Annotated in this window: 16 protein-coding genes; 3 read left to right on the forward strand and 13 right to left on the reverse strand. The window is 58.3% G+C overall.

From position 1 onward, the window contains the following. Positions 1-459: 459 nt before the first annotated feature. Complete coding sequence (locus ACZ89R_RS21380; RefSeq protein ID WP_429544662.1) at positions 460-7,551, forward strand: TcdA/TcdB pore-forming domain-containing protein; 7,092 nt, start codon at positions 460-462, stop codon at positions 7,549-7,551. Positions 7,552-7,633: 82 nt separating this feature from the next. Here the strand turns inward: ACZ89R_RS21380 and ACZ89R_RS21385 are convergent, their stop codons facing one another. Next, positions 7,634-8,230: a MarC family protein gene (locus tag ACZ89R_RS21385; protein ID WP_008069021.1), complete on the reverse strand. Its 597-nt coding sequence runs from the start codon at positions 8,228-8,230 to the stop codon at positions 7,634-7,636. A 235-nt stretch (positions 8,231-8,465) separates the two neighbouring features. On the opposite strand from ACZ89R_RS21385, the gene ACZ89R_RS21390 reads away from it, so the two are divergent. Beyond that, on the forward strand, positions 8,466-9,251 hold the full coding sequence (locus ACZ89R_RS21390) for a hypothetical protein (protein WP_008069023.1): 786 nt from the start codon (positions 8,466-8,468) through the stop codon (positions 9,249-9,251). Between the two features lie 59 nt (positions 9,252-9,310). Continuing rightward, on the forward strand, positions 9,311-10,000 hold the full coding sequence (locus ACZ89R_RS21395) for a hypothetical protein (protein WP_429544661.1): 690 nt from the start codon (positions 9,311-9,313) through the stop codon (positions 9,998-10,000). Between the two features lie 49 nt (positions 10,001-10,049). Here the strand turns inward: ACZ89R_RS21395 and ACZ89R_RS21400 are convergent, their stop codons facing one another. The 12 genes from ACZ89R_RS21400 to ACZ89R_RS21455 form a co-directional block, all read right to left on the reverse strand. Continuing rightward, entirely contained in the window at positions 10,050-12,824 is a 2,775-nt protein-coding gene (locus tag ACZ89R_RS21400) for a hybrid sensor histidine kinase/response regulator (RefSeq protein WP_429544660.1), read from the reverse strand. Between the two features lie 99 nt (positions 12,825-12,923). Beyond that, positions 12,924-14,219, reverse strand: a complete 1,296-nt coding sequence (gene purD, locus ACZ89R_RS21405; RefSeq protein WP_429544659.1) for a phosphoribosylamine--glycine ligase — start codon at positions 14,217-14,219, stop codon at positions 12,924-12,926. 171 nt (positions 14,220-14,390) lie between these two features. Continuing rightward, positions 14,391-15,998: a bifunctional phosphoribosylaminoimidazolecarboxamide formyltransferase/IMP cyclohydrolase gene (gene purH, locus ACZ89R_RS21410; RefSeq protein ID WP_429544658.1), complete on the reverse strand. Its 1,608-nt coding sequence runs from the start codon at positions 15,996-15,998 to the stop codon at positions 14,391-14,393. 82 nt (positions 15,999-16,080) lie between these two features. Further along, positions 16,081-16,401, reverse strand: a complete 321-nt coding sequence (gene fis, locus ACZ89R_RS21415; RefSeq protein WP_030128251.1) for a DNA-binding transcriptional regulator Fis — start codon at positions 16,399-16,401, stop codon at positions 16,081-16,083. Further along, positions 16,398-17,408, reverse strand: coding sequence for a tRNA dihydrouridine synthase DusB (gene dusB, locus ACZ89R_RS21420; protein WP_007907421.1), 1,011 nt, complete (start codon positions 17,406-17,408; stop codon positions 16,398-16,400). The genes fis and dusB overlap by 4 nt, the downstream gene beginning before the upstream one ends. A 184-nt stretch (positions 17,409-17,592) precedes the next feature. Then, positions 17,593-18,813 carry a DUF3426 domain-containing protein gene (locus ACZ89R_RS21425; protein ID WP_429544657.1) on the reverse strand — a complete coding sequence of 407 codons (1,221 nt, stop codon included), beginning with the start codon at positions 18,811-18,813 and terminating at the stop codon, positions 17,593-17,595. A 30-nt stretch (positions 18,814-18,843) separates the two neighbouring features. Beyond that, positions 18,844-19,722 carry a 50S ribosomal protein L11 methyltransferase gene (gene prmA / locus ACZ89R_RS21430; RefSeq protein WP_429544656.1) on the reverse strand — a complete coding sequence of 293 codons (879 nt, stop codon included), beginning with the start codon at positions 19,720-19,722 and terminating at the stop codon, positions 18,844-18,846. Positions 19,723-19,960: 238 nt separating this feature from the next. After that, positions 19,961-21,319, reverse strand: coding sequence for an acetyl-CoA carboxylase biotin carboxylase subunit (gene accC, locus ACZ89R_RS21435; protein ID WP_008069032.1), 1,359 nt, complete (start codon positions 21,317-21,319; stop codon positions 19,961-19,963). A 17-nt stretch (positions 21,320-21,336) separates the two neighbouring features. Next, positions 21,337-21,804 (reverse strand): acetyl-CoA carboxylase biotin carboxyl carrier protein, encoded by a 468-nt coding sequence (gene accB, locus ACZ89R_RS21440; protein WP_008069033.1) that lies wholly within the window; start codon positions 21,802-21,804, stop codon positions 21,337-21,339. Positions 21,805-21,853: 49 nt separating this feature from the next. Next, positions 21,854-22,306 carry a type II 3-dehydroquinate dehydratase gene (aroQ, locus tag ACZ89R_RS21445; protein ID WP_123500889.1) on the reverse strand — a complete coding sequence of 151 codons (453 nt, stop codon included), beginning with the start codon at positions 22,304-22,306 and terminating at the stop codon, positions 21,854-21,856. Between the two features lie 132 nt (positions 22,307-22,438). Continuing rightward, positions 22,439-24,178, reverse strand: a complete 1,740-nt coding sequence (locus tag ACZ89R_RS21450; protein ID WP_429544655.1) for a protein-disulfide reductase DsbD — start codon at positions 24,176-24,178, stop codon at positions 22,439-22,441. Positions 24,179-24,248: 70 nt separating this feature from the next. Then, positions 24,249-24,611 carry a hypothetical protein gene (locus ACZ89R_RS21455; RefSeq protein WP_225603800.1) on the reverse strand — a complete coding sequence of 121 codons (363 nt, stop codon included), beginning with the start codon at positions 24,609-24,611 and terminating at the stop codon, positions 24,249-24,251. Positions 24,612-24,769: the final 158 nt, after the last annotated feature.

The raw sequence follows: 24,769 nt of genomic DNA on the forward strand, positions 1-24,769 counted from the left end.
CCAGGATTTATAAGGGTGTGACGAATCATTATTTCAGGCGCCTGTTCTGAGGTTCGGCCTGTAAAGGGCTTTCCAGTATTCTGGCTTGTGAGTCATGACTAAACGAATAAAAGTGCATAAGTCTGTAACGTTGGATGTAATGTTTGTTTTGTAATTAATTGAATTCCTTGTTGGTTGAACAGCATTGAGTGTCGGGTTAATTTTAACGTGTGCTTTGTTGGTGTCGGTCGATTTAAAAGAAGTTATGTAGCGCTTCGGCGATATCTGGCGCTTGGCCAGGCAGCTGCGCTTTGTTTGACTATAAATGTATTGATGCTCGATGCCCGTCTTGGAGCAACGGCGCTTTCTTCGCTTTATTTATAACAGGTTAAATGCCCGAGTGCCCGAGTGCCCTTGTGGAATCATCATTGTCTAGAGTCGGTCTCGACTATTTATATACGATAAATGGAAGTGTTGTTTATGAGTGAGTCTAAGTTCTCGTTGGCGGATGGCTACGTCAATTTTGTGGATTTGTTAAAAGTGGTGGACCTTGAACAGGCGTTAGCATCGCACAAGGGCACCGATCAATATGATGCGGTGTTCCGATATTATTTCGGTTGTATCGGTTTGCTGGATTCTCCACAACTGTTGGAGCCGTTAGGTCTGCTCAAGCAAGCGTTGGGGGCGTTGGAGCACGGTAGCCGGCGCCGCCGCGCGGCAGAGTCGGGATCGTCTATGAGTTCTGATGCCGCTGGGGTTGCTGATTTGGCGGATATCTACAACAAAGTAGCGGGGTTTGAAACGCGTCTGCACAACAGCCTTGAGCAACTGAAGACACCTGCCACCGAAGTGCCGAAGAATCTGCATTTCGTCTGGCTTGGGGGTGGCGTCGGGACGATTCAGCGCGACTACATCAATATTTGGAAGCAGGTGATGGCCGCAGAGAGCTATCACCTCAATCTCTGGTACGACAGCGACGCGCTGCTGGCCTATGAAACCAACCGGATCATTGTCGAAGCCGCCAAGGCCGATGCCATGCTCAATGGCGGGCAAACCAGTGCCAACGCGATTGAACTGGGCGACCGCTATGAAGAACGCGCCATTGTTCTGAAGCAGCGGATGCACGCGCACATTACGCAAGCGATGGAGAACGGCGGCAGCGCCGATGACGCCAGAGTCGATTTACTGGTTCGAGCCTATGGTCAGGATAAGGCGCGTCTGAGCGCCCTTAGGAGCGATAACCAGCTTAGTCTCTCGGCATTGGCCGAGGGTGGTCTGGCGCTGCGCGATCTCGCCATTGATGAGGCGCCGCTGTATCTGCAGGACATCTACGAGCGAGAGATCAGCCTGCGCGGTAATTTTGCGGCAGCCTCTGACGTTGTGCGTGCCGAGGCTTTGTTCGCTGAGGGCGGCAGCTACGCTGATGTCGATAATCTGCCGCCGCTATTGGAAAAGCTGGGCGAGGTGGATATTCGGGCGTTCAAGACAGACGCGCGCCTGGGCGTGCTGCAGTTGATGCTTGACCGCAATCCCCAATGGATGCCCGGCCGTCAGGCTCTGCGCAGCCGCTACACCAACTACTTCGAGCAGATTCCACTGGAGCATCGCGAGGCGCTCGAGCGTTTCGCCGACAGCCAACCCAGGCTGAGTGATGTTTTTCGTCCCCCGGTGGAGCGTCTGGTTCTATCGGATGGGCTGCGAGCCGTCGCCGAACAAAACACTTTGAGTAACGCTTTCCTGATGGCCCATCCTGGCTCAGCAATGCTCAAGACCGTGCTTGAGCGTTTCAGGCTCAATTATGAAATCATCGACGCCACCGCTCGCCTGGCGGATGAGCAAAACATTCCCCTCACCGATGCCGAAGCCATGAGCGGTCTTGCACTCCAGGCGGCGACGCAGGTGTTTGGTGCTTTGCACGAGCTGTCGCCGGAAGAAGAACTGGCGGTGTCTTTTCTGGTTCAGGCTGCCGCCACCTACTATAGCGACGGCATCCGGCCTCAGAGCGAAGTGACGATCTATCTGACCGGACCTGCCGCCCTGCGTGCGGGAATGGCGGATTACGAAAGGACGCATTTTACGCCTCGAACTGCCGAAGAGTGGCGAGTGGAGGTTGCCATTCCGGCCATCGCCACCGTCAACCGGGCTACCGAGGAGGAGCTGGATCACTCCTGGAAAGAGAACGAAAGTGACACCGGGCAATGGTTGATTAACGAGACTAAACGCTGGCAAGAGGGACAGTTCAAAGCCCGTTACGCGGGCGACCTGGTCCAGTTGCTCAAATACCGGACCATCGACTTTGAGGAAGGCTGGCCGGTAATCGAGGGCCGCCATGTGCTGTCGACCGATCTGTTGCAGCATCTGGCCGATGAGCTGGGCGAGCCGTTCATGCGGACGATGAATCGTAGCCATAACGGTGCGGTGACCTTCGACAAGGCTGTACCCCTGAGTTTCGATGACCGCCAATCGATCCTCGCTCAAAGCCCCGATGCGCTGCCGCCTGCATCATTGAGCGATCCGCAGACACAACAGTTGCCTATCGATGAACTCTTGAGCCGACTCGCCAAGGGTAGCCTCGAAGTCGCTCAGTTGAGCCCCTTGCAGCGTCTGTTGCTCGGCGCCTTGACCGGTGCGCAGGCATTGGATAATCACAGCTTCGACACGGTTCGTCCGCAGCTGGATAACCTGGCCAACAGCTTCAGCGAACTAGGCGCGGCGGGCCGCTACGCGACGATCGAACACGCGCTGTATCAACGCCAGGCTCCCGGGTTTCTGGCCGGGCTGGTCAGCCCTCTCGATCATCCGCCAGCGCTTTCCGAAACCGCCCTGGGGCTGAAGAAAAACGCGCTTGAGCAACCTTTGACGCTGCGCCGGTGGGGCAAGCAAGTGGCCCGAATCCAGCAGGTGGCGAAACTCGAATACCGTGACCAGATTGTCGAGCGCCTCGGTGTTGTTCTGGACGGTTTTGAAGCGGGCACCGTCAAGCTTGTCCCGCAGGATTTACTGCTTCAGGGCGCCGGTGACAGGGTAGGTGGGCGCTGTTATCCACTGGCCCTGGTGATGGCGGCAGCCTTGTCGGAGGGGAAGGCCGCGGCCAACATTCTGCGCGAGCGATTCTACCTGGGGGTAATCGAGCCGCAAGGGAGTGATTCAGCGATCTTTCTGTACAGCCTGGAGGCGTTGCGGGATGTGCAGATCAGCGAGGTGGGCAGCGTGCTGGGGCGTTCGGATCTGAGTCAGGTTGTGGACATTCTGCAAGCCAGAACAGCCACCAGTACGCTGATGCTCAACTCCGATAATCACGCCATGTTGGTGGCCAAAACCATTGAGGGCGAACGCAGCACTTATCACTTCTACGATCCGAATTTTGGCGTATTCGAGTTCGAACATCCGACGCAGTTCAGACAGGCGCTGGAACAGTTCTTCCTCCGGCAGAAGATGGCCAGGCATTACGCGGCCTATGGCGATGCGGCGCGTCCGACCTTCGATCTGATCGAACTGGAAGGCTCGCGGGTGTCGAGAGTGGCATTGCCAGGCGCAACTCCGGTCTCGCAACTGCTGCAACCCGGCACGTTGGCGGGACAGTCGCAACGTCCTGTCAGGCAGCGTCTGGCCAGTGCCCGCGGACAATCATTGATGAGTAACGCTCGTCTGGGCAGTTGTCTATTGGCGTTGGACAGTCACGGGTGGGGGCAACAGATCGCGCAAGTGACGACCCGCCTTCAGCAGCAGAATCAGCTGGCACCCCACCTTGTACCGTTGTTCGAAACCCTGGAGATCATGCCTGACGGGATGTACCGGATGAGCTTGGTCGACCCTGCAAACCCTGAGCACGTGGTACGAGTCTTCACTGATGACCCTAGACTCTTGCGCATAAAAAACTACCTCTCGGAACGTTTTGCAGCCTTGGCCAATCAATCATCCGTTCCGGGCGATCCTGTCGATCCCACCGATGTTGGTAGTGTCCATACCCTGAACGCCGGCTTCGCCATACAAGCGCTGATGAATGCGTTGAGGGTGCAGGAAGGACCCGATCGGCCCCTGACCCTGGCTGTCCGGTTGCACGCCTATGTCAATTACGCGCAGTTGGTGCATGGCAATGTGGTCGATGTGGCGGGTCTGGTAGGCCTGGTTCGACAGGCACTGGTGGAAGAGAAACTGATTGCCCGTACTGTCGCTCCGGTGGTCAAAGCCGCTGTGGGGCCGAGTGTGGGCGAAGCGAGCGGAGGATTGCTGCAGCTGGCAAATGTCGGGTTCGACATCTACCAATTGACGACCGCGCAAAACGATGTCGAGCAGGCGCAGTTTGGGACTCAACTGGCTTTCGACTCGGCCAGTCTGGTGTTGTCGGTAGGCGCTTATGCCGCCGGCGTCACAACTGCCGGGGCGTTTCTGGGTGGGGCTGCTGTGATGCTGGCCGGGTTGGCAGTGGGGGTAACGGCACTGGCTCAGGGTTTTGCCGCCATCGCCGAAGAAGCCAAACAGGTCGGGCTGTTTTTCGATGAAGTTGAAAAGGCTTATCGCCAAGCCTATCGATTCGACAGCGCTTTGGCCGCGTGGATACCGCGCTCGTCGTTGATTGTTCGGACGCTGGATCTGAACGCCGGCAAATTGCTGCTCGACAGCCCCAGGCTTTACCCGTTACGCGATCATTTCGGGGTGCCGACCTTTGATGGCGATGACGAGCGGGCGATCGATATTCGTCAAGAACTGGGCCTGCCCGGTCGCATAACCTTCACTCCGCCCGCCGGGCAGGCCATCGTGCTGCCTTGCACACCGCAAACCTGTTATGGCTACGAGTACAAGGCATTGCCTTTCGCTACGCTGCGCCATGACACCGGGTTCGACACGGCTCGACGTCTGGAGAAAAAGAAAGCGGATGGCGGGCGGCTGTTTCTGTTTTCCTTCTATTCATTTCCCAGTGAATACATCCTTTATCGCCTGTTCCCGGTCTATCGGCCAACAGTGATCAATGTGCTGCTCGATGCCGTCGAGCGCTCGCTGGTAGTGCCTGTTCTTCCCCCGATCTGGCACGGGAAAGTCACTTATCAGATTCAAGGCGCCGGTAAGCACTGTGCATTGGTGCTCAATCCTGGAGTGAATCTGACACTCGAGTCGCCGAGCCTGCAGCTATCGAGTTGGGTGCTGGAGGCCTCTTGGGCCAGTGAGAGCGATATTCGGCTGGAGCGTTTCGGGGTACTGTTTATCGGTGACGTTCAGGTGGAATTCGCAGGAAAAGGTCGTCACGAAATCCTGGTCCGGATCACGGACAACCAAGTGTTCCAGGTTGAGCGCGGCAAACAGACCCTCACCCTTGTCGAGCAGGATGTGCCACCAGGCATGGATCGACAGACGCTGCAGGAGCATTTCAAAGTATTGGCTCAAGAGCATCGTCTGGTGATGCCGTATACACCGGTTCATCACTATCTGATTCCCTTCGAGAAGCCGGACGAACCCCGATATACCACCGCTTGGTATGACGCGAAGGAGGAGCGCTTCCTGTACATCCGTAACGAGGAGGTACTGGCCTCTGATGAAGCACTGCTGGGAGTGGTGGATGGTGGCTACGCCTATTTCTACGAACCGCAGAATTACGAGATCTGGCAAGTCGAGGCGGTCACCGGGCTGCTCACTCATCGTTATCGGTTGCTGCTTAAAAATACGGAAGCCACCATCAAGCGCATCGAGGCAGATGCCCGGGGGGTGATTCATGTCATACAGGAAGTCGCTCGCGAGGATCAGGCCAGCGATGTACTGGCCTACATGATCCATGATGGGCAATTGTTGCTGAGCTCGGTCACCCGCGACATGGATCGGACGCTGGAATCGGTCTTCAGTGCCAGCGACACACTGACTGACTGGTCGCAGGTACTGGGCAGCTATTACCCCTTTACGCCTGTCACTGGCGAAAGCACCTTTGTCACCGTCGACTGGCAGCCGGCCCCCTTTGTTTCGGTTTGCTGGAAGTTCGAAGCGAACACACGGGACATGGCCTGGGTTCGTGACAGTGACCACTTGATCATCCGTCCCTCCCCAAGACTTCATCATGGCCGCGGATGGGCCGACTCGATCAGCAACATGACTGATCTGACGCTGCTCACGCCGATGGACGAGGGCGATGTATTTGTCATCTACGACAGGCTGGAACAGCTGCTATGCCGCAAGTCGCGCACCGTGGTGGGGGGCAAAGGACAGTGGTCCCATACGTGGGTGCAGCCCAAGAAGCTGGAGAATGTCGTGGCTGTTGAAGGTGGGAACGTGGCGCTGACGTCTGATGGTCTGTTCTTCAACGTGACTGGCCAGGGATACCTTGAGTTGGGAGGCTTGAGTGAACCGTGGCTCAAGGATCGCGTGCATTGGTGGTCCGCATTGGAACCGCTTGCCCGGCAACACGCGGCCGAGCGTTTTGCCCTTGTCGGCTTGACCAACTTCAGTGGCGACGCGAGTTTGTGCGCCTGGTACGTCGGCAATCGGTTGCTGCTGGCTGATCTCGGACATGGAAAGGAGGTGCGTTTACTGAGCGTAACCCCGGATAGCGAGGCGGCCTGGTTGTTCGATGTCTCGAGCGGCGAGGTCTATCGTCAGGCATTTATCGATCCGCAGAAACTGGAGCCTGCATTCGGTCAGGGAGTGCGATTGCTCTTGGCGGACGCGTTACCCGCCGCGCAGCGTGAGTGGGCGCCCTGGCAGTTTGTCGAGCTGACGGTCGAAGTGGCTGGGCTGCGTGGCACAACGTTCGACGGCGTGATGGTCGAGCTGCGTGATCAAGAACCGGCATGGATTACCGGTGTCACTCGTGAGTGGGTCATTGCTCAGGATGGCCGAATGCACGAGGGCCTCAAACAACTGGTGGACAGCCAGCCTCATACCGCGCTGCTGTCGGTGGAGGAACCCGGTAGCCTGATGTGGTTCGTCACCGGGACCGAGCGTGTGATTCGGGTGGCAAAGGCTGCGATTCCGGACTCCTTTGAGCTGCTGGGAACGCAACAACAAACCAACGTGTTGCTTCATGAAGACAAGGACGGACTACTGCTGACCTACCCGGACATGGGGTATGCGGGGCCACTCAGTTATGTCCAGCGCGATGCCGAGGTATTGGTCATTGAAGGTCAGATGAAGATCGGCGATGTCCTGCCGCTGATACCGGACGATGTCACGACCCTGATCCTGCGCATGGGGCAGGGAGCGGTGAGTTACCGACTGTCAAAGGCGGCCTGGCTGAGGCTCGAATCGGTCATCCTCGACTGCCGGCATTCGCTGGGCAGCGCGGCGCCGATTCCCGGCAAGTTGATCTGGGAGCTGGATGCCCCTGAAAAGTTGTTGCTGAGCATCGTCCAGGAACACTTGGTGATCATTGATCCGGACAGCGGGCACAATGTGATCTTTCGTGAGGTGTATGCGACGGATATCAACTTGCGAGGCGAAGTCTTGCTCGGGTTCGAAGGGCATCGACCTTATAGCGTTTCAACATTGGTGCAGAGGTTGGTCGCTCGGCAGAGCACGCATGACAGTGCAACGCTCAAAGAGCTGCTGAGCGTGTCGATTGCTGAGTTGGAACCTAGTCTGGTGGTTTAATCACCGGCAGTTGTCTGCGATTACGTCCTGGTCGAAAAAAGGCAGCAGGTTGATACAACTTGCTGCCTTTTTGCCTGTCGGGTCAGGGAACCAGATAGCCTTTCACCCCGGTAAAAATAATCTGTGCCGCCAGCGCACAAACGAACAACCCCATCAATCGGCTGACAATCTGCAGGCCTTGATCGCCAAGAATCCGTTCTATTCGGCTGGACAGATAAAGCACCACGCCGACGGTGAAACTGGCCAGCGCAATGCTGAGGATGGCCGTCAGTTTGTCATCCCAGTGGGGCTGACTCACGCCCATGACCAGCAGAGCTCCGATGGTACCGGGGCCGACCGTCAGGGGGATGGTCAGCGGGACAATGGTCACGTCTTGTTGCACGTTGTCGGTCTGCACCGCCGACTTGCCTTGAGCCATGCCGAGTGCCGAGATGAACAGCACGCTGCCGGCACCGATACGGAACGCGTCTACGGTAATGCCGAAGACACTGAATATGACCCGCCCGAACAGGTATAGCAAAACGCTGGAAACCAGCGTGGCGACCGCTACTTTCCAGGCCAGGCGTCGCTGCTCCTTGCGCGAATAACCGCGGGTCAGGCTGATGAAGCAGGACAACACGAAGAACGGGCTGTAGAGCACCAGCATCTTCAGGTAAACGCTGAACAACACGTGGAGCATGATTTCGGCTCGCAGCGGCAGATGGACAGAGCGGAGTCTATCAGTCGGTTTAATGTTTGGGGGGATGGCGTGAGGAAACGGGGGGTAAATGTAAGTTGTTGAGGTTGAAGTTTGTTAGTTGACGAAATGTTGATATCAACAGGTTACATGTTCTTGTTTGGCGTTTCTTCTGTCGTTGGTTATTGTTGTTTGGCGGGTTCAAGAGGAGCCTGTTTTAATTAATAAGGAATTGGTAATGAATGTTCATAGTGTCGAGGATTGCGCTGTAGCCGAATGTATTCATCGTTTGGAAAATTATGAGCTGGACGGCGCTGAAGTTATGCGCCCTCGCAGTTTTTCGGTACCGGTTGTCAATGAGCCCGGCAAAGGTTCCATCGTGGGTGAGGGCATCTTGTCCTTTACCGGCAACCTGAGTGAGCAAAATCGGGAAGATGTTCAACACGCTTTTCTATTCGCAAGTCTGGTCGCAAACAAAAAGTTCCCGTACGAGTATCAGGGCAAGGAATGGTATTACCAGTTCCTGGAAGTCATGACCCATGCAGGCTGGCTGCCGACCAGTAAGTACTACAACGACATGAATATCAGTGGTAACACCGTACGGATGGATCAATTGGTGCTGGAGATCCTCGGCAGTGTGGTTGCCGGGCTTGCCGTGCCTGGCTCGGCCTCCGTCCTGATGTTGAAGGTGGCGGGCGATGCAATCACCGCATTGAAAAAGCGTGAAACCGCGTTGACCCTGTATGAGCGCAACATGCTGGAGCACGGTGTGGGTGGCATGGCGGCCGGCACCTGCACCGAAGTCAACGGTGAAGTCACCATGGCATTGGGTACTGTTCGTTTCATCCGCAAGAACACCGCAAAGCAAGTGCTGTTCATGGATTGGGACTCCCGCGAGGTGAAACTGTATCGCGGTGACTCTGTCTTCAGGAAAGTGCCTTATATCGTCGAGCAAACCCGCGACACGATTCGTGCAAAACTTGGTTTGAATGCGAAAACCAAGATCGAAGATTACGACATCTGATCGAATGTTTTAAAAGGGCGGCCGCTTCTCGGTCGTCCTTTTTTCATTGAGGGTTTGTTATGGTTCAGCTATACAGCTTGTTGAGGGTGGGTAATGCCGTTGTTGCTTTGTCGGATATTGAAAAAATATCGGCTTATGATGATGTCGTACATTCAAGTCTGCTGGCGCAATTGGTTGCCAACAAAAAAATCGAAAGCATGAAAGTTGAAAGCTGGTATGACGCTTATGTTGCGGTGCTGGATGATTTCTGGATCCGCAACTTTAAGTTTCGCCAGGACTTTTCTCTCAACGGGCTAAACGCCTCTTCAGCGCTTGAATGGGCCTTGGCTGCAATGGCAAATAGCGGTGGTGAAGATCATGCTCTTGGCGGGTTTTTGGCGTATGCGGCGCAACTGCCGTGTTATGTCCCTGCCATCCAGATATGGCCCGAGGAGCGTTGCGAAGAGGAGATGCAAGCACCTTGTTTACCGCTCAAGGCTGTGCGCCTGCTGGCGATTGTGGGGCAAAGCCCGACCTCGATCAGCAGCATTTATCTTGAATTCAAGACCCGGCAGGCGCTGACCCTGAATCCGTGGTCGCAGCGTTTTGAGGTCGATGAAGTAGAAGGTCAGGTGTGCGTACGATACGCACGGGCGAATCTGTCCGAAACCCTCTACGCGTTATCCCGCGAAGCGATTACCCGCAAGCTCGGGAATCGATTGGCGGACAACGTGGCGCTTCTGGTCGAGAAGGTCGATATGGGGCAGTGATACGTCCTGCCCGATTGTTAAAACCACTTTCGGGCACCGGACTGCATCGTCAGAACGTCGAAGCCGTACGATTCTGCTGATCACGTTGGGCAACCCAATGCTCGATCAGGTCGCGCAGTTGTGACAGCTCGACCGGTTTGGCCATGTGTCCGTCCATGCCCGCCTGGCGCGCGCGCTCTTTGTGCTCGGCGAGGATGTGTGCGGTCAACGCCACCACGGGGGTGCGAATCCGCTGGTTGCCGACTTCCCAGGCACGCAGTTGCTGGGTGGCGGAGAAACCGTCGAGGATCGGCATTTCACAGTCCATCAGCACCAGGTCGTAGCGCTGGGCTTTCATCGCCACCAGGGCTTCTTCGCCATTGCTGGCGGTGTCCGGTTGCAGGTTGAGTTTGCCCAGCATGCCACGTATGACCTTGGTCGAGATGCTGTTGTCTTCGGCCACCAGAATGCGGAAATCGCTGGGCACCTTGACCGGAAGGGTAGGGCCGGTGGGCAGCTGCTGCGAGACGGAGAGGCCTTTATTGCGCTGGTTCAGCTCGTCCGCCAGCGTGGTCTTGAGTGTATAGCCGGCCACTGGTTTGGCGAGAATTCGCTTGATCCCGCAGTTGCGCGCGATGATTTTGCTCGGGGCGTTGCTGATGCCGGTGAGCATGATCAGCAGAATGTCATGGTTCAGGCTCGGGTCTTCCTTGATCTTGGCCGCGAGCTGCATGCCGGTCATGCCAGGCATGTTCTGATCCAGCAGGACCACGTCGAAGTAATCGCGCAAGTGGGCCTTGGTGCGCAGCAGCGCCAGGGCCTCCTTGCCGGATGGTACGGCACTGACGTTCATGCCCCAGGCGCTGCACTGCTGCACCAATACCTTGCGACAAGTGTCGTTGTCGTCCACGACCAGTACGCGTGCGCCTTGCAGCGGACCGTCCAGGTCCGAGGTCGGATGTTCGAGACGGTCTGGGTCCAGCGGCAGGGTCAGCCACAAAGTGCTGCCCTGGTTGGCGCCGCTCTTGATGCCGAACTCGCCTTGCATCAAACGGATTAGCTGACGGGCGATGACCAGTCCAAGATTGCCCCCCAGGCTGGTGGCCGAGAGGAAGTGTTTGCTGTGCAGTTCGGCATGCATCAACGCATCGCGCTCTTCCGCCTCCATGGGCTGGCCGCTGTCTTGCACAGCGATGCGCAGCCGCGGTTTGGCGCTGCGTTCATCCAGGGCGACAACGATCAGGATCTCGCCTTCATCGGTTTTCTTCAGGGCGTTTTCCAGCAGGCTCAGCAGGGTCTGGCGCAGGCGCGTGGGATCTCCGCTGATGACGCGTGGTACCTGCGGCTGGATAAAGCTGATCAGCTCGACGTTCTGCTGTTCAGCCTTGGCGCGGAAGATGCTCAGGCAATCTTCGATCAGGGCGTTGAGGTCGAACTGCACGTCGTCCAGTTCGATCTGCCCGGACTCGAGTTTGGAGATGTCGAGAATTTCGTTGATCAGTGTCAGCAGCTCGTTGCCGGCGCTATGGATGGTCTGTACATAGTCGCGTTGCTTGACCGACAGCGGTGTGCCCAGCAGCAATTCGGTCATGCCCAGCACACCATTCATCGGGGTGCGGATTTCGTGGCTGATCTTCGCCAGAAATTCGGCTTTGGCGTTGATTTCGGCGTTGCTGGCGGCCAGGTCGCGACTAACGCTGAAACGGTCTTCGGTGATGCTGCGCTGTCGCTCGCCCAAGGCAATACTCATCAACAGGCCACTGATACAGATAAACACCAGCAGAATAATGATCAGGCTTTGTGGGGCGACCAGGGTCAGCCCCTGCAGTGCCGGCAGAATAATCAATGTGCCGAGGTTGAATACCACCATAGCCGCCACGAACAGACGCGCCGGGCGATAACCTTTTTGCCAGTGATGGGCGCTGACGAACAACATGCTCAGACCGGCCAGAGCAACCAGCCCATAGGTGATCAGGTTCAGCGGCAGTGTGTTGACGAACAGCAACAGCAGGCCGCAGGCCATGATGAACAGAATGTTCCCCAGCAGCAGCTTGTTCAACGGGTGAGGACCGAGCGGGGCGAAGAAACGGTAGGCGAACATCAGGCCGCAAGGCGCGGTCATCAGCAAGGCGAGGTAGGCACCGGGTGTTTGCACGACGGACCAGTTCGGTAACCATGGCCGGGCCAGGTTCAGCAGCAACACCAGGCTGAGCATCAGCAGCCCTTCGCACGCTGCCAGCCAGAGGCTGCTGCGCGAGCGGGTGTAGAGGTAACGGGTCAGGTTGTGCAGGATCAGCATCCCGAGGCAGCCGAAGAGCAAGCCATAGATCAGCGTCTGGTACTGAGTGGCCGCGGTCATGACCGCCGATTGCAGCGTGATGTAAGGCCGGAACTGGTGTTCGGAGACCAGCCGCAGGTAGACGTCGAGGGTTTTGTCACTTTGTGGCAGCGGCAACATGAAGTCGCTGCTGGGAAGGGGAGGCTTAACCTGGAGCTGCGCGGTACCGGTATTCAATTGATCGATCAACTGGTCGCCGTCGAGCACATACAGATTGAGGTGCATCAGGTCCGGTGCGAACACTCGCAGCAACTGTTCATGCTTGCCGGGCGCGAGCTTGAAACGCAGCCATAGCGCGCCATCGGGTGCGGCCGCGGTGAGGTGATCAAGTTCAATGGGGCTGAATTGGTTGGTGTAGCGGCTGGAGCGGATGTCGCTCAGCTGCAGGTCGCCCTGTTCGTCGAGCAATACCGCCCAGCCACTGCCTTGCGTGGCCTGGGCCGGGAGCATGCAGAGCAAGGTCAGCAGAGTGACGGCGAAGCCTATGGCAATCCTGAGCCAGCGCACGGCGAAATCCCTTCGTAGGTTAATGCCAAAGTATAACTATGCGCGGTGCCGGAATAGTCAGGCAAGGGCCGCACGCCCTTGCCTGGCCGGATGGATGGCTTATTCCTGATTCTCGCCACGCTCGCGGGCAATGGCGCGGTAGCCAATGTCCTTACGGTAGAAGCAGCCTTCCCAGTCGATTTTAGCCGCCAGTTTGTAAGCCTGCTGCTGGGCTGCATCAACGCTGGTGCCCATGGCGGTTGCGCACAGTACCCGACCACCGGCGGTCACCACCTGACCGTCCTTGAGCGCAGTACCGGCATGGAAGACTTTGCCTTCCAGTGTCGCGGCTGCATCCAGGCCGTTGATGGCAACGCCTTTGGCGTAGTCACCCGGGTACCCGCCAGCGGCCAATACAATACCGATGCTCGGACGTGGATCCCATTGCGCTTCGACCTTGTCCAGCGCTTGCGCCAGGGCCGCTTCGACCAGCAACACCAGGCTCGACTGCAAACGCAGCATCACCGGTTGGGTCTCAGGATCGCCGAAACGGCAGTTGAACTCGATGACTTTTGGGTTACCAGCCTTGTCGATCATCAGGCCGGCATAGAGGAAGCCGGTGTAGACGTTCCCTTCCTCGGCCATGCCCCGCACGGTCGGCCAGATCACCAGGTCCATGACCCGCTGATGGACTTCGGCCGTGACGACCGGGGCCGGGGAGTAAGCGCCCATGCCGCCGGTGTTCGGGCCGGTATCGCCGTCGCCGACACGTTTGTGGTCCTGGCTGGTGGCCATCGGCAATACGTTCTTGCCGTCGACCATGACGATGAAGCTGGCTTCTTCGCCGTCCAGGAACTCTTCGATCACCACGCGTGAACCGGCGTCGCCAAATGCGTTGCCGGCGAGCATGTCGCGCACCGCGTCTTCGGCTTCGCCCAGGGTCATGGCCACGATCACGCCTTTACCGGCGGCCAGGCCATCGGCCTTGATCACGATCGGTGCGCCTTTTTCACGCAGGTAAGCCAGGGCTGGCTCGATCTCGGTGAAGTTCTGGTAGTCGGCGGTCGGGATCTTGTGGCGCGCCAGGAAGTCTTTGGTAAAGGCTTTCGAACCTTCCAGCTGAGCAGCGCCAGCGGTCGGACCGAAGCAATCCAGGCCACGGGAGCGGAACAGATCGACAACACCGGCAACCAGCGGCACTTCCGGGCCGACGATGGTCAGGGAAACATTCTTCTCGGCAAAGTCAGCCAGCTGCTCAAGGGCCAGCACGTCGATGGCGACGTTCTCGCACTTGGCTTCAATGGCGGTGCCGGCGTTGCCCGGGGCAACGAAGACTTTCTGCACGCGCGGATCCTGAGCCACTTTCCAGGCCAGGGCGTGTTCACGGCCACCGCTGCCAATGATCAAAACATTCATTTCAAAAACCTCAAAAATCTGGGAAGACGCTGCAAATCCTTGTAGGGCTGTAGGAGCTGTCGAGCGAAGCGAGGCTGCGATCTTTTGATTTTGCTTTAAAAGCCAGATCAAAAGATCGCAGCCTCGCTTCGCTCGACAGCTCCTACAAGCTCCTACAGGGCACGCGTCGGATCAGTGACGGAAGTGGCGCATGCCGGTGAATACCATGGCGATGCCGGCTTCATCAGCAGCAGCAATCACTTCGTTGTCACGCATCGAGCCACCTGGCTGGATCACCGCAGTGATACCGACCTTGGCCGCGTTGTCGATGCCGTCACGGAACGGGAAGAATGCATCCGATGCCATGACTGCGCCCTGCACTTGCAGGCCGGCGTGTTCTGCCTTGATCGCGGCGATACGCGCGGAGTTCACGCGGCTCATCTGTCCGGCGCCGACACCAATGGTCTGACGGTTCTTGGCGTAGACGATGGCGTTGGATTTAACGTACTTGGCGACTTTCCAGGCGAAGATCAGGTCGTGGATCTCTTGCTCGGTCGGGGCGCGTTTGGTCACGACTTTCAAGTCGTCGGCACCGATCATGCCGATGTCGCGGCTCTGCACCAGCAGACCACCGTTGACGCGTTTGTAGTCCCACGCAGCGGCGCGATCAGCCGACCACTCACCGCAGGCCAGCAAGCGCACGTTGGCTTTGGCTGCCACGATAGCGCGAGCTTCTTCACTGACAGACGGGGCAATGATCACTTCGACGAACTGACGCTCGACGATGGCTTTGGCAGTTTCTGCATCCAGTTCGCGGTTGAAGGCGATGATGCCGCCGAACGCCGATTCGGTGTCGGTGGCGTAGGCCAGTTCGTAGGCCTGACGGATGCCGCCTTCAGCGTCCGGGCTCACGGCCACGCCGCACGGGTTGGCATGCTTGACGATCACGCAGGCCGGTTTGACGAAGCTCTTCACACATTCCAGCGCGGCGTCGGTGTCGGCCACGTTGTTGTACGACAGCTCTTTGCCTTGCAGCTGGGTGGCGGTGGCGATGCCGACTTCCGCAGGCTTGGCTTCAACGTAGAACGCCGCGCTCTGGTGCGGGTTCTCGCCGTAGCGCATTTCCTGAGCCTTGATGAACTGGCTGTTGAAGGTGCGCGGGAATTCGCTGCGACCTTCGGTGGAGAGGGTTTCAGCCGCCTGGTTCACGGTGCCCATGTAGTTGGCGATCATGCCGTCATAGGCGGCGGTGTGTTCGAAGGCCTTGAGCATCAGGTCGAAACGCTGAGCGTAGGTCAGGCCGCCGGCCTTGAGGCTTCCCAGGACGTTGGCGTAATCGCTGGCATTCACCACGATGGCCACGTCTTTGTGGTTCTTGGCTGCCGAACGGACCATGGTCGGGCCGCCGATGTCGATGTTCTCGATGGCGGTCGGCAGGTCGCAGCCTGGCTTGTTGATGGTGGCTTCGAACGGGTACAGGTTGACCGCAACCAGATCGATCGGCTTGATGCCGTGCTCATTCATGATGGCGTCGTCGATACCGCGACGACCGAGGATCCCGCCGTGGATTTTCGGGTGCAGGGTTTTCACCCGGCCGTCCATCATTTCTGCGAAACCGGTGTAGTCCGCGACTTCCACTGCGGCAACACCGTTGTCGCGCAGCAGCTTGAACGTTCCGCCGGTGGAGAGGATCTCGACGCCCAGGGCTTCAAGCTCCTTGGCGAATTCAAGGATCCCGGTCTTGTCGGAAACGCTGATCAAGGCGCGGCGGATCGGCAGGCGGGTAGTCTGGTCGGTCATTTCAATTTCCATCAAAAGCAAGGGAAGTCAGCAAAAAAGGCGACCGGTCTTACGCGGGCGCCTTTCTGGTTTGATTGAATGCTTACAGTAAATCGTACTGCTTGAGTTTCTTGCGCAGGGTGCCCCGGTTCAGCCCGAGCAGCTCACTGGCCTTGGTCTGGTTGCCCTTGACGTAGTTCATCACGCATTCGAGCAGGGGAGCCTCGACTTCGGAGAGCACCAGGTTGTACACATCCGTGACGGCAGCGCCCTCAAGGTGGGCGAAATAATTGTGCAGCGCCTTCTCGACATTCCCGCGAAGGGTCTGACCTTCTTCGCTCGGCGTATTGAGGTGCTGTTTCAAATTTACGTTGTCGCTCACGGGTGTTGTTCCACTCACTAAAGTCTCGGTCATCATCGTCATGCGGCCACCCCTTCTCCGTCCCCTGTCAGGCTCTTGTAACGTTCGGCGAAGAAGGCCCGAACGTAGGCGCATTGTGCTTCCGTATCTTCCAAACGATTGAAGTGGGCGCGGAACTCCCTGGCGCCCGGCAAGGTTGCGAGATACCAGCCCACATGCTTGCGAGCTATGCGCACGCCCATGACGTCGCCATAGAAGGCATGCAGCGCAGCCAGATGCTCAAGCAGAATACGTTCCACCTCGATCAGTTCCGGTGCCGGGAGTTTTTCGCCGGTACGCAGATAATGGTCGATTTCACGAAAAATCCATGGCTGCCCCTGGGCAGCCCGACCTACCAACAGGCCATCGGCACCGGTCGCGTCGAGCACGTACCGGGCCTTCTCGGGCGAATCGATATCGCCATTGGCAAACACCGGAATCGACACCGCCTGCTTGATCGCGGCAATGGTGTCGTACTCGGCTTCCCCGGTATACAGATCGGCACGGGTGCGGCCATGTACCGCCAACGCCGTAATGCCTGCCTGCTCGGCAATCTTCGCCACTGTCAGGCCATTCTTGTTCGCCCGGTCCCATCCGGTGCGGATCTTCAAGGTAACCGGCACATCGACCGCGGCCACTACGGCCTGCAGGATCTCGGTCACCAATGCTTCATCTTTCAACAGGGCGGAACCGGCGGCCTTGTTGCAGACCTTTTTCGCCGGACAGCCCATGTTGATATCAATAATCTGCGCGCCCAGTTCGACGTTGGCCCGGGCTGCATCCGCCAGCATCTGCGCATCTCCGCCGGCGATCTGTACCGAGCGAGGCTCGGGATCGCCTTCGTGGATCATGCGCATCCGCGATTTGCGGGTGTTCCACAAGCTCATGTCGCTGGTGACCATTTCCGAGACTACAAGGCCCGCGCCCAGTCGCTTGCACAGCTGACGAAAGGGCTGATCGGTGACACCCGCCATGGGGGCGAGAATCAAGCCGTTGTGCAATGTATATGGACCGATGCGTACCGCCGACATAGGACTTCCCTGTTGTGGGGCCGGATCATGAGAGTTCGAAAAAGGGTTGGCATGATACCCGCTCTCGATGACTGGATAAAGGCTGAATTGGATAAAATCTGAACAGTTAATTCGTTATCGCCAGCGGTTTGGTTTGAACGTCAAAGTCAGAAAACCGTCGTCAAGCCTGTAACACTCGAGCGTTTCACTCGGGAGAATGGAAGCTCAGGCTGTAGTTCACCGCTTTGGGGCCTGGATCGAGAATGTCCAGCGCGATGTGGATCGGCGTTTGCGGCGGCATTTCCGCCATGCCTTCGAGGTCGCCGTTGAGGTACTCGCCGGGCTTGAAGCGACGGCTGGCGATCAGGTGGCCGTTGAGGTCGGCAAAACGCAACTCCAGCAGCGGGAAGGGCTGGGAGAAGGGCGCACGATTATAGATGATGGCATCGACCACCAGCGCGCCGTTGAAGTCCGGGTGGCTGCGGACCACCAGGTTGCTGCTTTTGACTTTCGCGATGTCGACCTTGGACGGCACGGTGCAGCCGATCTGCGGGCACAGTTGCTGGAACCACGGACGGTACTGGTCCTGGCGTGCCAGTTCGTCAAAGTGGTAGGCGACGTATTGACCAGCGAGGCCGGCGGCGCCGAGCAGGATCAGCAGCAGCCAGAAAAAGCGCCGGCCCCAGGGGGAGCGACGTTTTTGCCAGTCCAGTTGCAACGGATCGTCGGTCAGATCCTCCAATACTTCCGCGCGCAGCGCCGGTTCGCTGCGTTCACGTCGCTTGCGCAGGGGTTCGACCGAGGGCAGGTCGTCGTCGACTTCATCGGGAGTCGCCGACAGGCTGCCAAAGGGGATCGGGGCGTCGAGCGGGTCGTGCAGGCGCAGCTGTTGGATCTCGGGTTCGTCGTCCAGATCCGCGGGCTCCAGCGACAGCGAAGGCTCGGTGCGCGAGTGTTTGCTCGGCTCGATCGTCGGTTCTGGCGTGGGCGCGTCGGCGGTTTTTGCACGATCGGCGGCCGATTCACTGAAGAGGCTGTCGGACCAGGGCTCCTGGTCATGCTCGGTGGTATCGCGGCGAGCGCTGAGGCTGTCTTCGCGGGGCCGAGTGAATTCCGTAGTTGGCTGGATTTCCCGCTGTTCAAGCCGGGCGAGCTCTTCGTCCAGATCCAGGCTGTCCAGATCCATTTCTGCAGCGGTCCATTGCTTTTGGCTGATGGCTCGCTGCACGGGCGGTTCGACGGGCGCCGGTGCAACCGGTTTGACCATTTCCTTGCCGGCCCGCTGCTCGAGTAACTGCTTGGCGGCGTTGAACACCTGCAAACACGAGCCGCAACGAACCACTCCACGGGCCACGCTCAACTGAGCATGGCTGACGCGGAAGCTGGTTTGGCAATGCGGGCACTGGGTGACGAAGCTGTCGGTCATGCGGTAATCCGGTTTATGCAGGCGCTCATTCTAGCGCCGACGGCCAGTAATGCGTACCCAGCCGTCGCGATTGGCAATCGGGTCCAGATCGAAGTCCTGAGCGTAGGCCGCGGCGACTTCTTCACCTTGTTCGGCGAGGATGCCTGAAAGCGCCAAACGACCACCCAGCTTGACCAGGCTGGACAGCTGCGGCGCCAGCGAAACCAGCGGGCCGGCAAGAATGTTGGCCACCAGCACGTCGGCCTGAACCTGTGGCAGGTCTTGCGGCAGATACAGCGGAAAGAGTTCGTCGGCAATGTTGTTGCGCCCGGCATTGTCGCGGGAGGCTTCCAGCGCCTGCACGTCGATGTCGGTGCCGATGGCTTGCTTGGCGCCCAGCAACAGCGCGGCAATCGCCAGAATCCCCGAGCCGCAACCGAAGTCGAGCACGTTGCAACCCTTCAGGTCCTGACCGTCGAGCCATTCCAGGCACAGCGCGGTGGTCGGGTGAGTGCCGGTGCCGAACGCCAGGCCCGGGTCCAGCAGCAAGTTCACTGCGTCAGGCTCAGGTGCGGCGTGCCAGCTCGGGACGATCCACAGGCGTTGACCGAAACGCATCGGCTGGAAACCGTCCATCCAGCTGCGTTCCCAGTCCTGGTCTTCGATCACTTCGCTGTGATGCTCGGGCAGCGGGCTGCCAGTCAGCAACTCGAGGTGGGCCAGTACGCTGGCGGCTTCGGTGCCGCCTTCGAACAAGGCCAACAAGTGAGTGTGCGACCACAGCGGGGTGGTATTGAGTTCCGGCTCGAAAATCGGCTGATCTTCGGCGTCCATGAAGGTCACCGACACAGCGCCCACTTCAAGGAACGCGTCTTCGTAGGTTTCGGCTTGTTCTGGGCTGATGGCGAGACGGACTTGCAGCCAAGGCATGGCGGGCACCTTTGAAAAATATGGATTGCAACCTGGCGGGCTGCGAGAAGCGCGCAAGTTTACGCGAGCGTGGCTAAGAAGACGACCATGGTCGAAGATCAAAAGATCGCAGCCTTCGGCAGCTCCTACAAGGGGAGCGCATGTCAAATGTAGGAGCTGCCGAAGGCTGCGATCTTTTGACTTTGCTTCAGAAACAACAAAGCCGCTCGAAAGCGGCTTTGTTGGTATGGATCACAGCTTAATGCTTTTCGCCAGCCAGCTTGTGCTCGAGGTAGTGGATGTTGACTCCACCTTCGCAGAAGCCAGCATCGCGGACCAGGTCGCGGTGCAGCGGGATGTTGGTCTTGATCCCGTCGACCACGATTTCGTCCAGCGCATTGCGCATGCGCGCCATGGCTTCGTCACGGGTGGCGCCGTAGGTGATCAGCTTGCCGATCAACGAATCGTAGTTCGGCGGAACGGCATAGCCACTGTACAGGTGCGAATCGACGCGAACGCCGTTGCCGCCTGGCGCGTGGAAATGCTTGACCGTGCCTGGGCTAGGCATGAAGGTTTTCGGGTCTTCGGCGTTGATCCGGCATTCCAGCGCGTGACCGCGGATAACGACGTCATCCTGGGTGTACGACAGCTTGTTGCCAGCGGCGATGCTGAGCATCTCCTTGACGATGTCGATGCCGGTGACCATTTCCGATACCGGGTGCTCTACCTGGACACGAGTGTTCATCTCGATGAAGTAGAAGTGGCCGTTCTCGTACAGGAACTCGAAAGTGCCGGCGCCACGGTAGCCGATGTCGATGCAAGCCTTGACGCAGCGAGCGAGGACTTCAGCGCGTGCTTTCTCGTCGATGCCCGGTGCCGGCGCTTCTTCGAGAACCTTCTGGTGGCGACGTTGCAGCGAGCAATCGCGGTCACCCAGATGGATGGCGTGGCCCTGGCCGTCGGAAAGTACCTGAACTTCCACGTGACGTGGGTTGGTCAGGAATTTTTCCAGGTAGACCATCGGGTTGCCGAACGCTGCGCCCGCTTCGGAGCGGGTCAGTTTCGCCGAGGAGATCAGGTCTTCCTCTTTGTGCACCACGCGCATGCCACGACCACCGCCGCCGCCAGCGGCTTTGATGATCACTGGATAGCCGACTTCGCGACCAATGCCCAGAGCGGTTTCTTCGTCTTCCGGCAACGGGCCGTCGGAACCCGGAACGGTCGGCACGCCGGCGGCGATCATGGCGTGCTTGGCCGATACCTTGTCGCCCATCAGGCGAATGGTTTCGGCTTTCGGGCCAATGAACGCAAAGCCGGAGTTCTCGACCTGTTCGGCAAAGTCGGCGTTTTCCGCAAGGAAGCCGTAGCCTGGGTGGATGGCGGTAGCGCCAGTCACTTCAGCGGCGGCGATGATGGCCGGAATGTGCAGGTAAGAGTGCGCGGCCGAGGCCGGGCCGATGCAGACGGATTCGTCTGCCAGGCCCAGGTGCATCAGCTCTTTGTCGGCCTTGGAGTAAACAGCGACAGTCTTGATGCCCATCTCTTTGCAGGCACGCAGAATCCGCAGGGCGATCTCACCGCGGTTGGCGATCAGAACTTTTTCCAACTTCGCAGTCATCAAAGTTTCTCCGCGGTTCAAACGATGGTGAACAGCGGTTGGTCGTACTCAACCGGCTGGCCGTCTTCGACGAGGATGGATTCGATCACACCGCTGGCTTCAGCTTCGATGTGGTTCATCATCTTCATGGCTTCGACGATGCACAGGGTGTCGCCTTTCTTCACGGTCTGGCCGACTTCAACGAAGGACGGCGAGGACGGCGAGGATTTGCGATAGAAAGTACCGACCATCGGCGAGCGGGCAACGTTGCCGTTCAGCGCAGGCGCAGCCGGGGCTGCAGGAGCAGCGGCGGCAACCGGAGCAGCAGCGACAGGCGCAGGCGCCGGTGCCGGAGCATGCATAGGAGCGGGAGCGTAGTACTGCTGAGCCGGCGTCTTGCTGTGACGGCTGATGCGTACGGACTCTTCGCCTTCCTTGATCTCGAGCTCGTCGATACCGGACTCTTCCAGCAATTCGATCAGTTTCTTAACTTTACGGATATCCATGAATCATCAACTCCCAAGGGTCGGTCAGGGGGCGTTTAACGCTTGTTGTTCAAGCTGTTGCCTGTCTTTCAAGCTGCTCTAGGGCGGCCTCCAGGGCCAGTCGATAACCGCTGGCGCCAAGGCCGCAGATCACTCCCTCCGCAACGTCGGAGAAGTAAGAGTGATGGCGGAAAGGTTCGCGTTTGTGCACGTTAGACAAATGCACTTCGATGAATGGGATGCTCACTGCCAGCAGCGCGTCACGTAATGCGACACTTGTATGCGTAAAAGCTGCTGGATTGATCAGAATGAAGTCCACGCCTTCGCCGCGAGCAGCGTGGATGCGATCGATCAATTCGTACTCGGCGTTGCTTTGCAGATAGAGCAAATGGTGGCCGGCATTGCGCGCCCGCTGTTCCAGATCCTGATTGATCTGCGCCAGCGTCGTTGCACCGTAGACGCCCGGTTCCCGGGTGCCGAGCAGGTTCAGGTTAGGGCCGTGTAAAACCAATAAGGTCGCCATCTGCTGCTCCTTTGTCATCTGTGTGCAATTGTCAGAACCCGGCGACTATGCCGCAAAGCCTTTGTGACTGTCCAGTTCTATGCAATAGCCAGCACGATGGCCGATGTTTACGCGAAATATATGACCGGGTAATTAAATCCGGTCATTTGCTTTCGCAACACGTTCGGCGAAGTTTTTCGCGCTGATCTCGCCGATCACCCGCACATCGACACGTTCGACGCCATCCTTGCCGAAAAACATCAGCGCTGGAGGACCGAATAGCTTGTAGCGGTCGAGCAGGGCGCGTTGTTCGGCGTTGCTGGCGGTGATGTCGAAACGGATCAATCGATAACCTTTGAGGCGTTCGACGACATTGGCATCGGTGAGCACTTCGTGTTCGATGACTTTGCAACTGATGCACCAGTCGGCGTACCAATCGAGCAGCAGCGGTGTAGCGGAGGACTTGGCTTCGGCGAGGACGCGGTCCAGTTCGGCTGGTGTGGTAATGGTTTGCCAGTTGCCGGCGATTGGCGGTTGACCGTTGCTGGCGACATTGCGCGGTTGGCCAATGGGGTTGAACGGATCGGTCTGGCCACTGAAGGCGCCGTACCAACAGGCCAGGGCATAAAACAGCAGGAACATCCCGAGCAATTGCCCCAGGCGTTTTCTTGGCGGTTTATAGACGAATTCCAGTGCGCCCATAAACAATCCGACGCCACCGGCGAGCAAGCCGATCAACAGCAAGGTGATCTGGCCCGGCAATACCCGGCTGAGCAATGCAATCGCCAGCCCCAGCAGCAGTACCCCAATCGCGTTTTTCACGTAGATCAGCCATGGGCCGCTTCTCGGCAGCCAGGCCGCGCCGCCGGTCGCTACCAGCAACAGCGGGGCCCCCATGCCCAAGCCGAGCATGAACAGTTTCAATCCGCCGCCCAGAGCATCGCCGCTGGCGCTGATGTACAGCAGCGCGCCGGCCAGTGGTGCCGATACACACGGCGAAACCAGCAGGCTCGACACCACGCCCAGCACGGCCGCGCCCCACAATGAGCCGCCTTCGGTACGCCCGGCGATCCGGTCCAGGCGGCTGCTGATGGCATGGGGGAGTTTCAGTTCGAATACGCCAAACATGGCCAGGGCAAATACCGCGAAAAACATCGCGAACGGCACCAGCACCCAAGCCGACTGCAAGCGCGCCTGAAGATTGAGCTGTGCCCCGAACATGCCCATCAAGGCCCCGAGCAGGGCGAAACAGAGGGCCATCGGCAGTACGTAAGCCAGCGACAGGTTGAAGCCGCGTAACCCGCCAACCTGTCCGCGCAGGACCACCCCGGAGAGGATCGGCAGCATTGGTAGTACACAGGGAGTGAAGGTCAGGCCAACACCTGCAAGAAAAAACAGCGCCAGTTCGCGCCAGCTCCAGGCTGTGCTTGCGGCGTCGCTGCCATCAATATTCAGGCGTTCGGTCTCGGGCGGATAACACAGGCCTTTGTCGGCGCAGCCCTGATAGGTCACGACCAGCGTAAAGGCGCGTGAGTCAGTGCGTGGCAGTTCTACATCGAGAATGCCGTGGTAAACCTCGACATCGCCGAAGAACTCATCGTGCTTTTGTTCGCCTTTGGGCAGTTGCGCCGCGCCGAGACCAATATCGGCCGGGTCGGCGCGAAACTGGAAGCGATGGCGGTAGAGGTAGTAACCCTCGGTAGCGACGAAGCGTAGCTTGATTGATTGCGGCGTACTTTCTACCAAACTCAACTGAAAGGCTTCGCGCACCGGCAGGAAGTCGGCGCTGTTGTTGATCGAACCCAGGGTGGAACTGGGCCGACTGTCCAGCAATCCGGCGGCGGAGGCCGGCAGGGCGAGTACTAAAAACAGCAGGCAAAGCAAACGGCGCATGACAATCTCGCGTATCGGAATTGGGGCCATGATAGCGGACGCAGGCGTGTGTTGCCTCGTAACCCGGATCCTACGGCAATCCGCTGGAGTGGTTGCACAGGTTGATTGTTACAGGCGTGTAGTGGGTGTTGTCGGTATGTCGAAACAGCGTGCTGCTGTGATACTCATAGACTTCCTGGTTGGTCGACACATTGATGACCGAGCCTTGGATATCGACCTTTATGGCTGGATCTCGGGTGACGAGAAACGGACCGGCAGTCCTGAGTTCAGACGCTATTTGTTCGTCGGATGGCAGTTCGCGATAGACATAGTATCGATAGCTGAACGGCACTGTTGCTCCGCCTCGATCATCCTTGACACCGTAGATGAAGCCATTTTCGCCAAGGGGTAGTTTGAGTACTACATCGGTCAGCACCGGGGTGCTGGGAGACATAAGCCATGTCCCGCCTATGTAAGCCAGACATGCCGCCAGCAGGCAGGTGGTGACTATTGTGTATGCCGTTTTTTTAGTAGTTCCTGAACCGGGCATACCTGACTAATACCAATCCGATAAGCGGTAATGCGATCTGTAGCAGCTGTCGAGCTTGCGAG

This window comes from Pseudomonas sp. TE3728 (assembly GCF_056279145.1).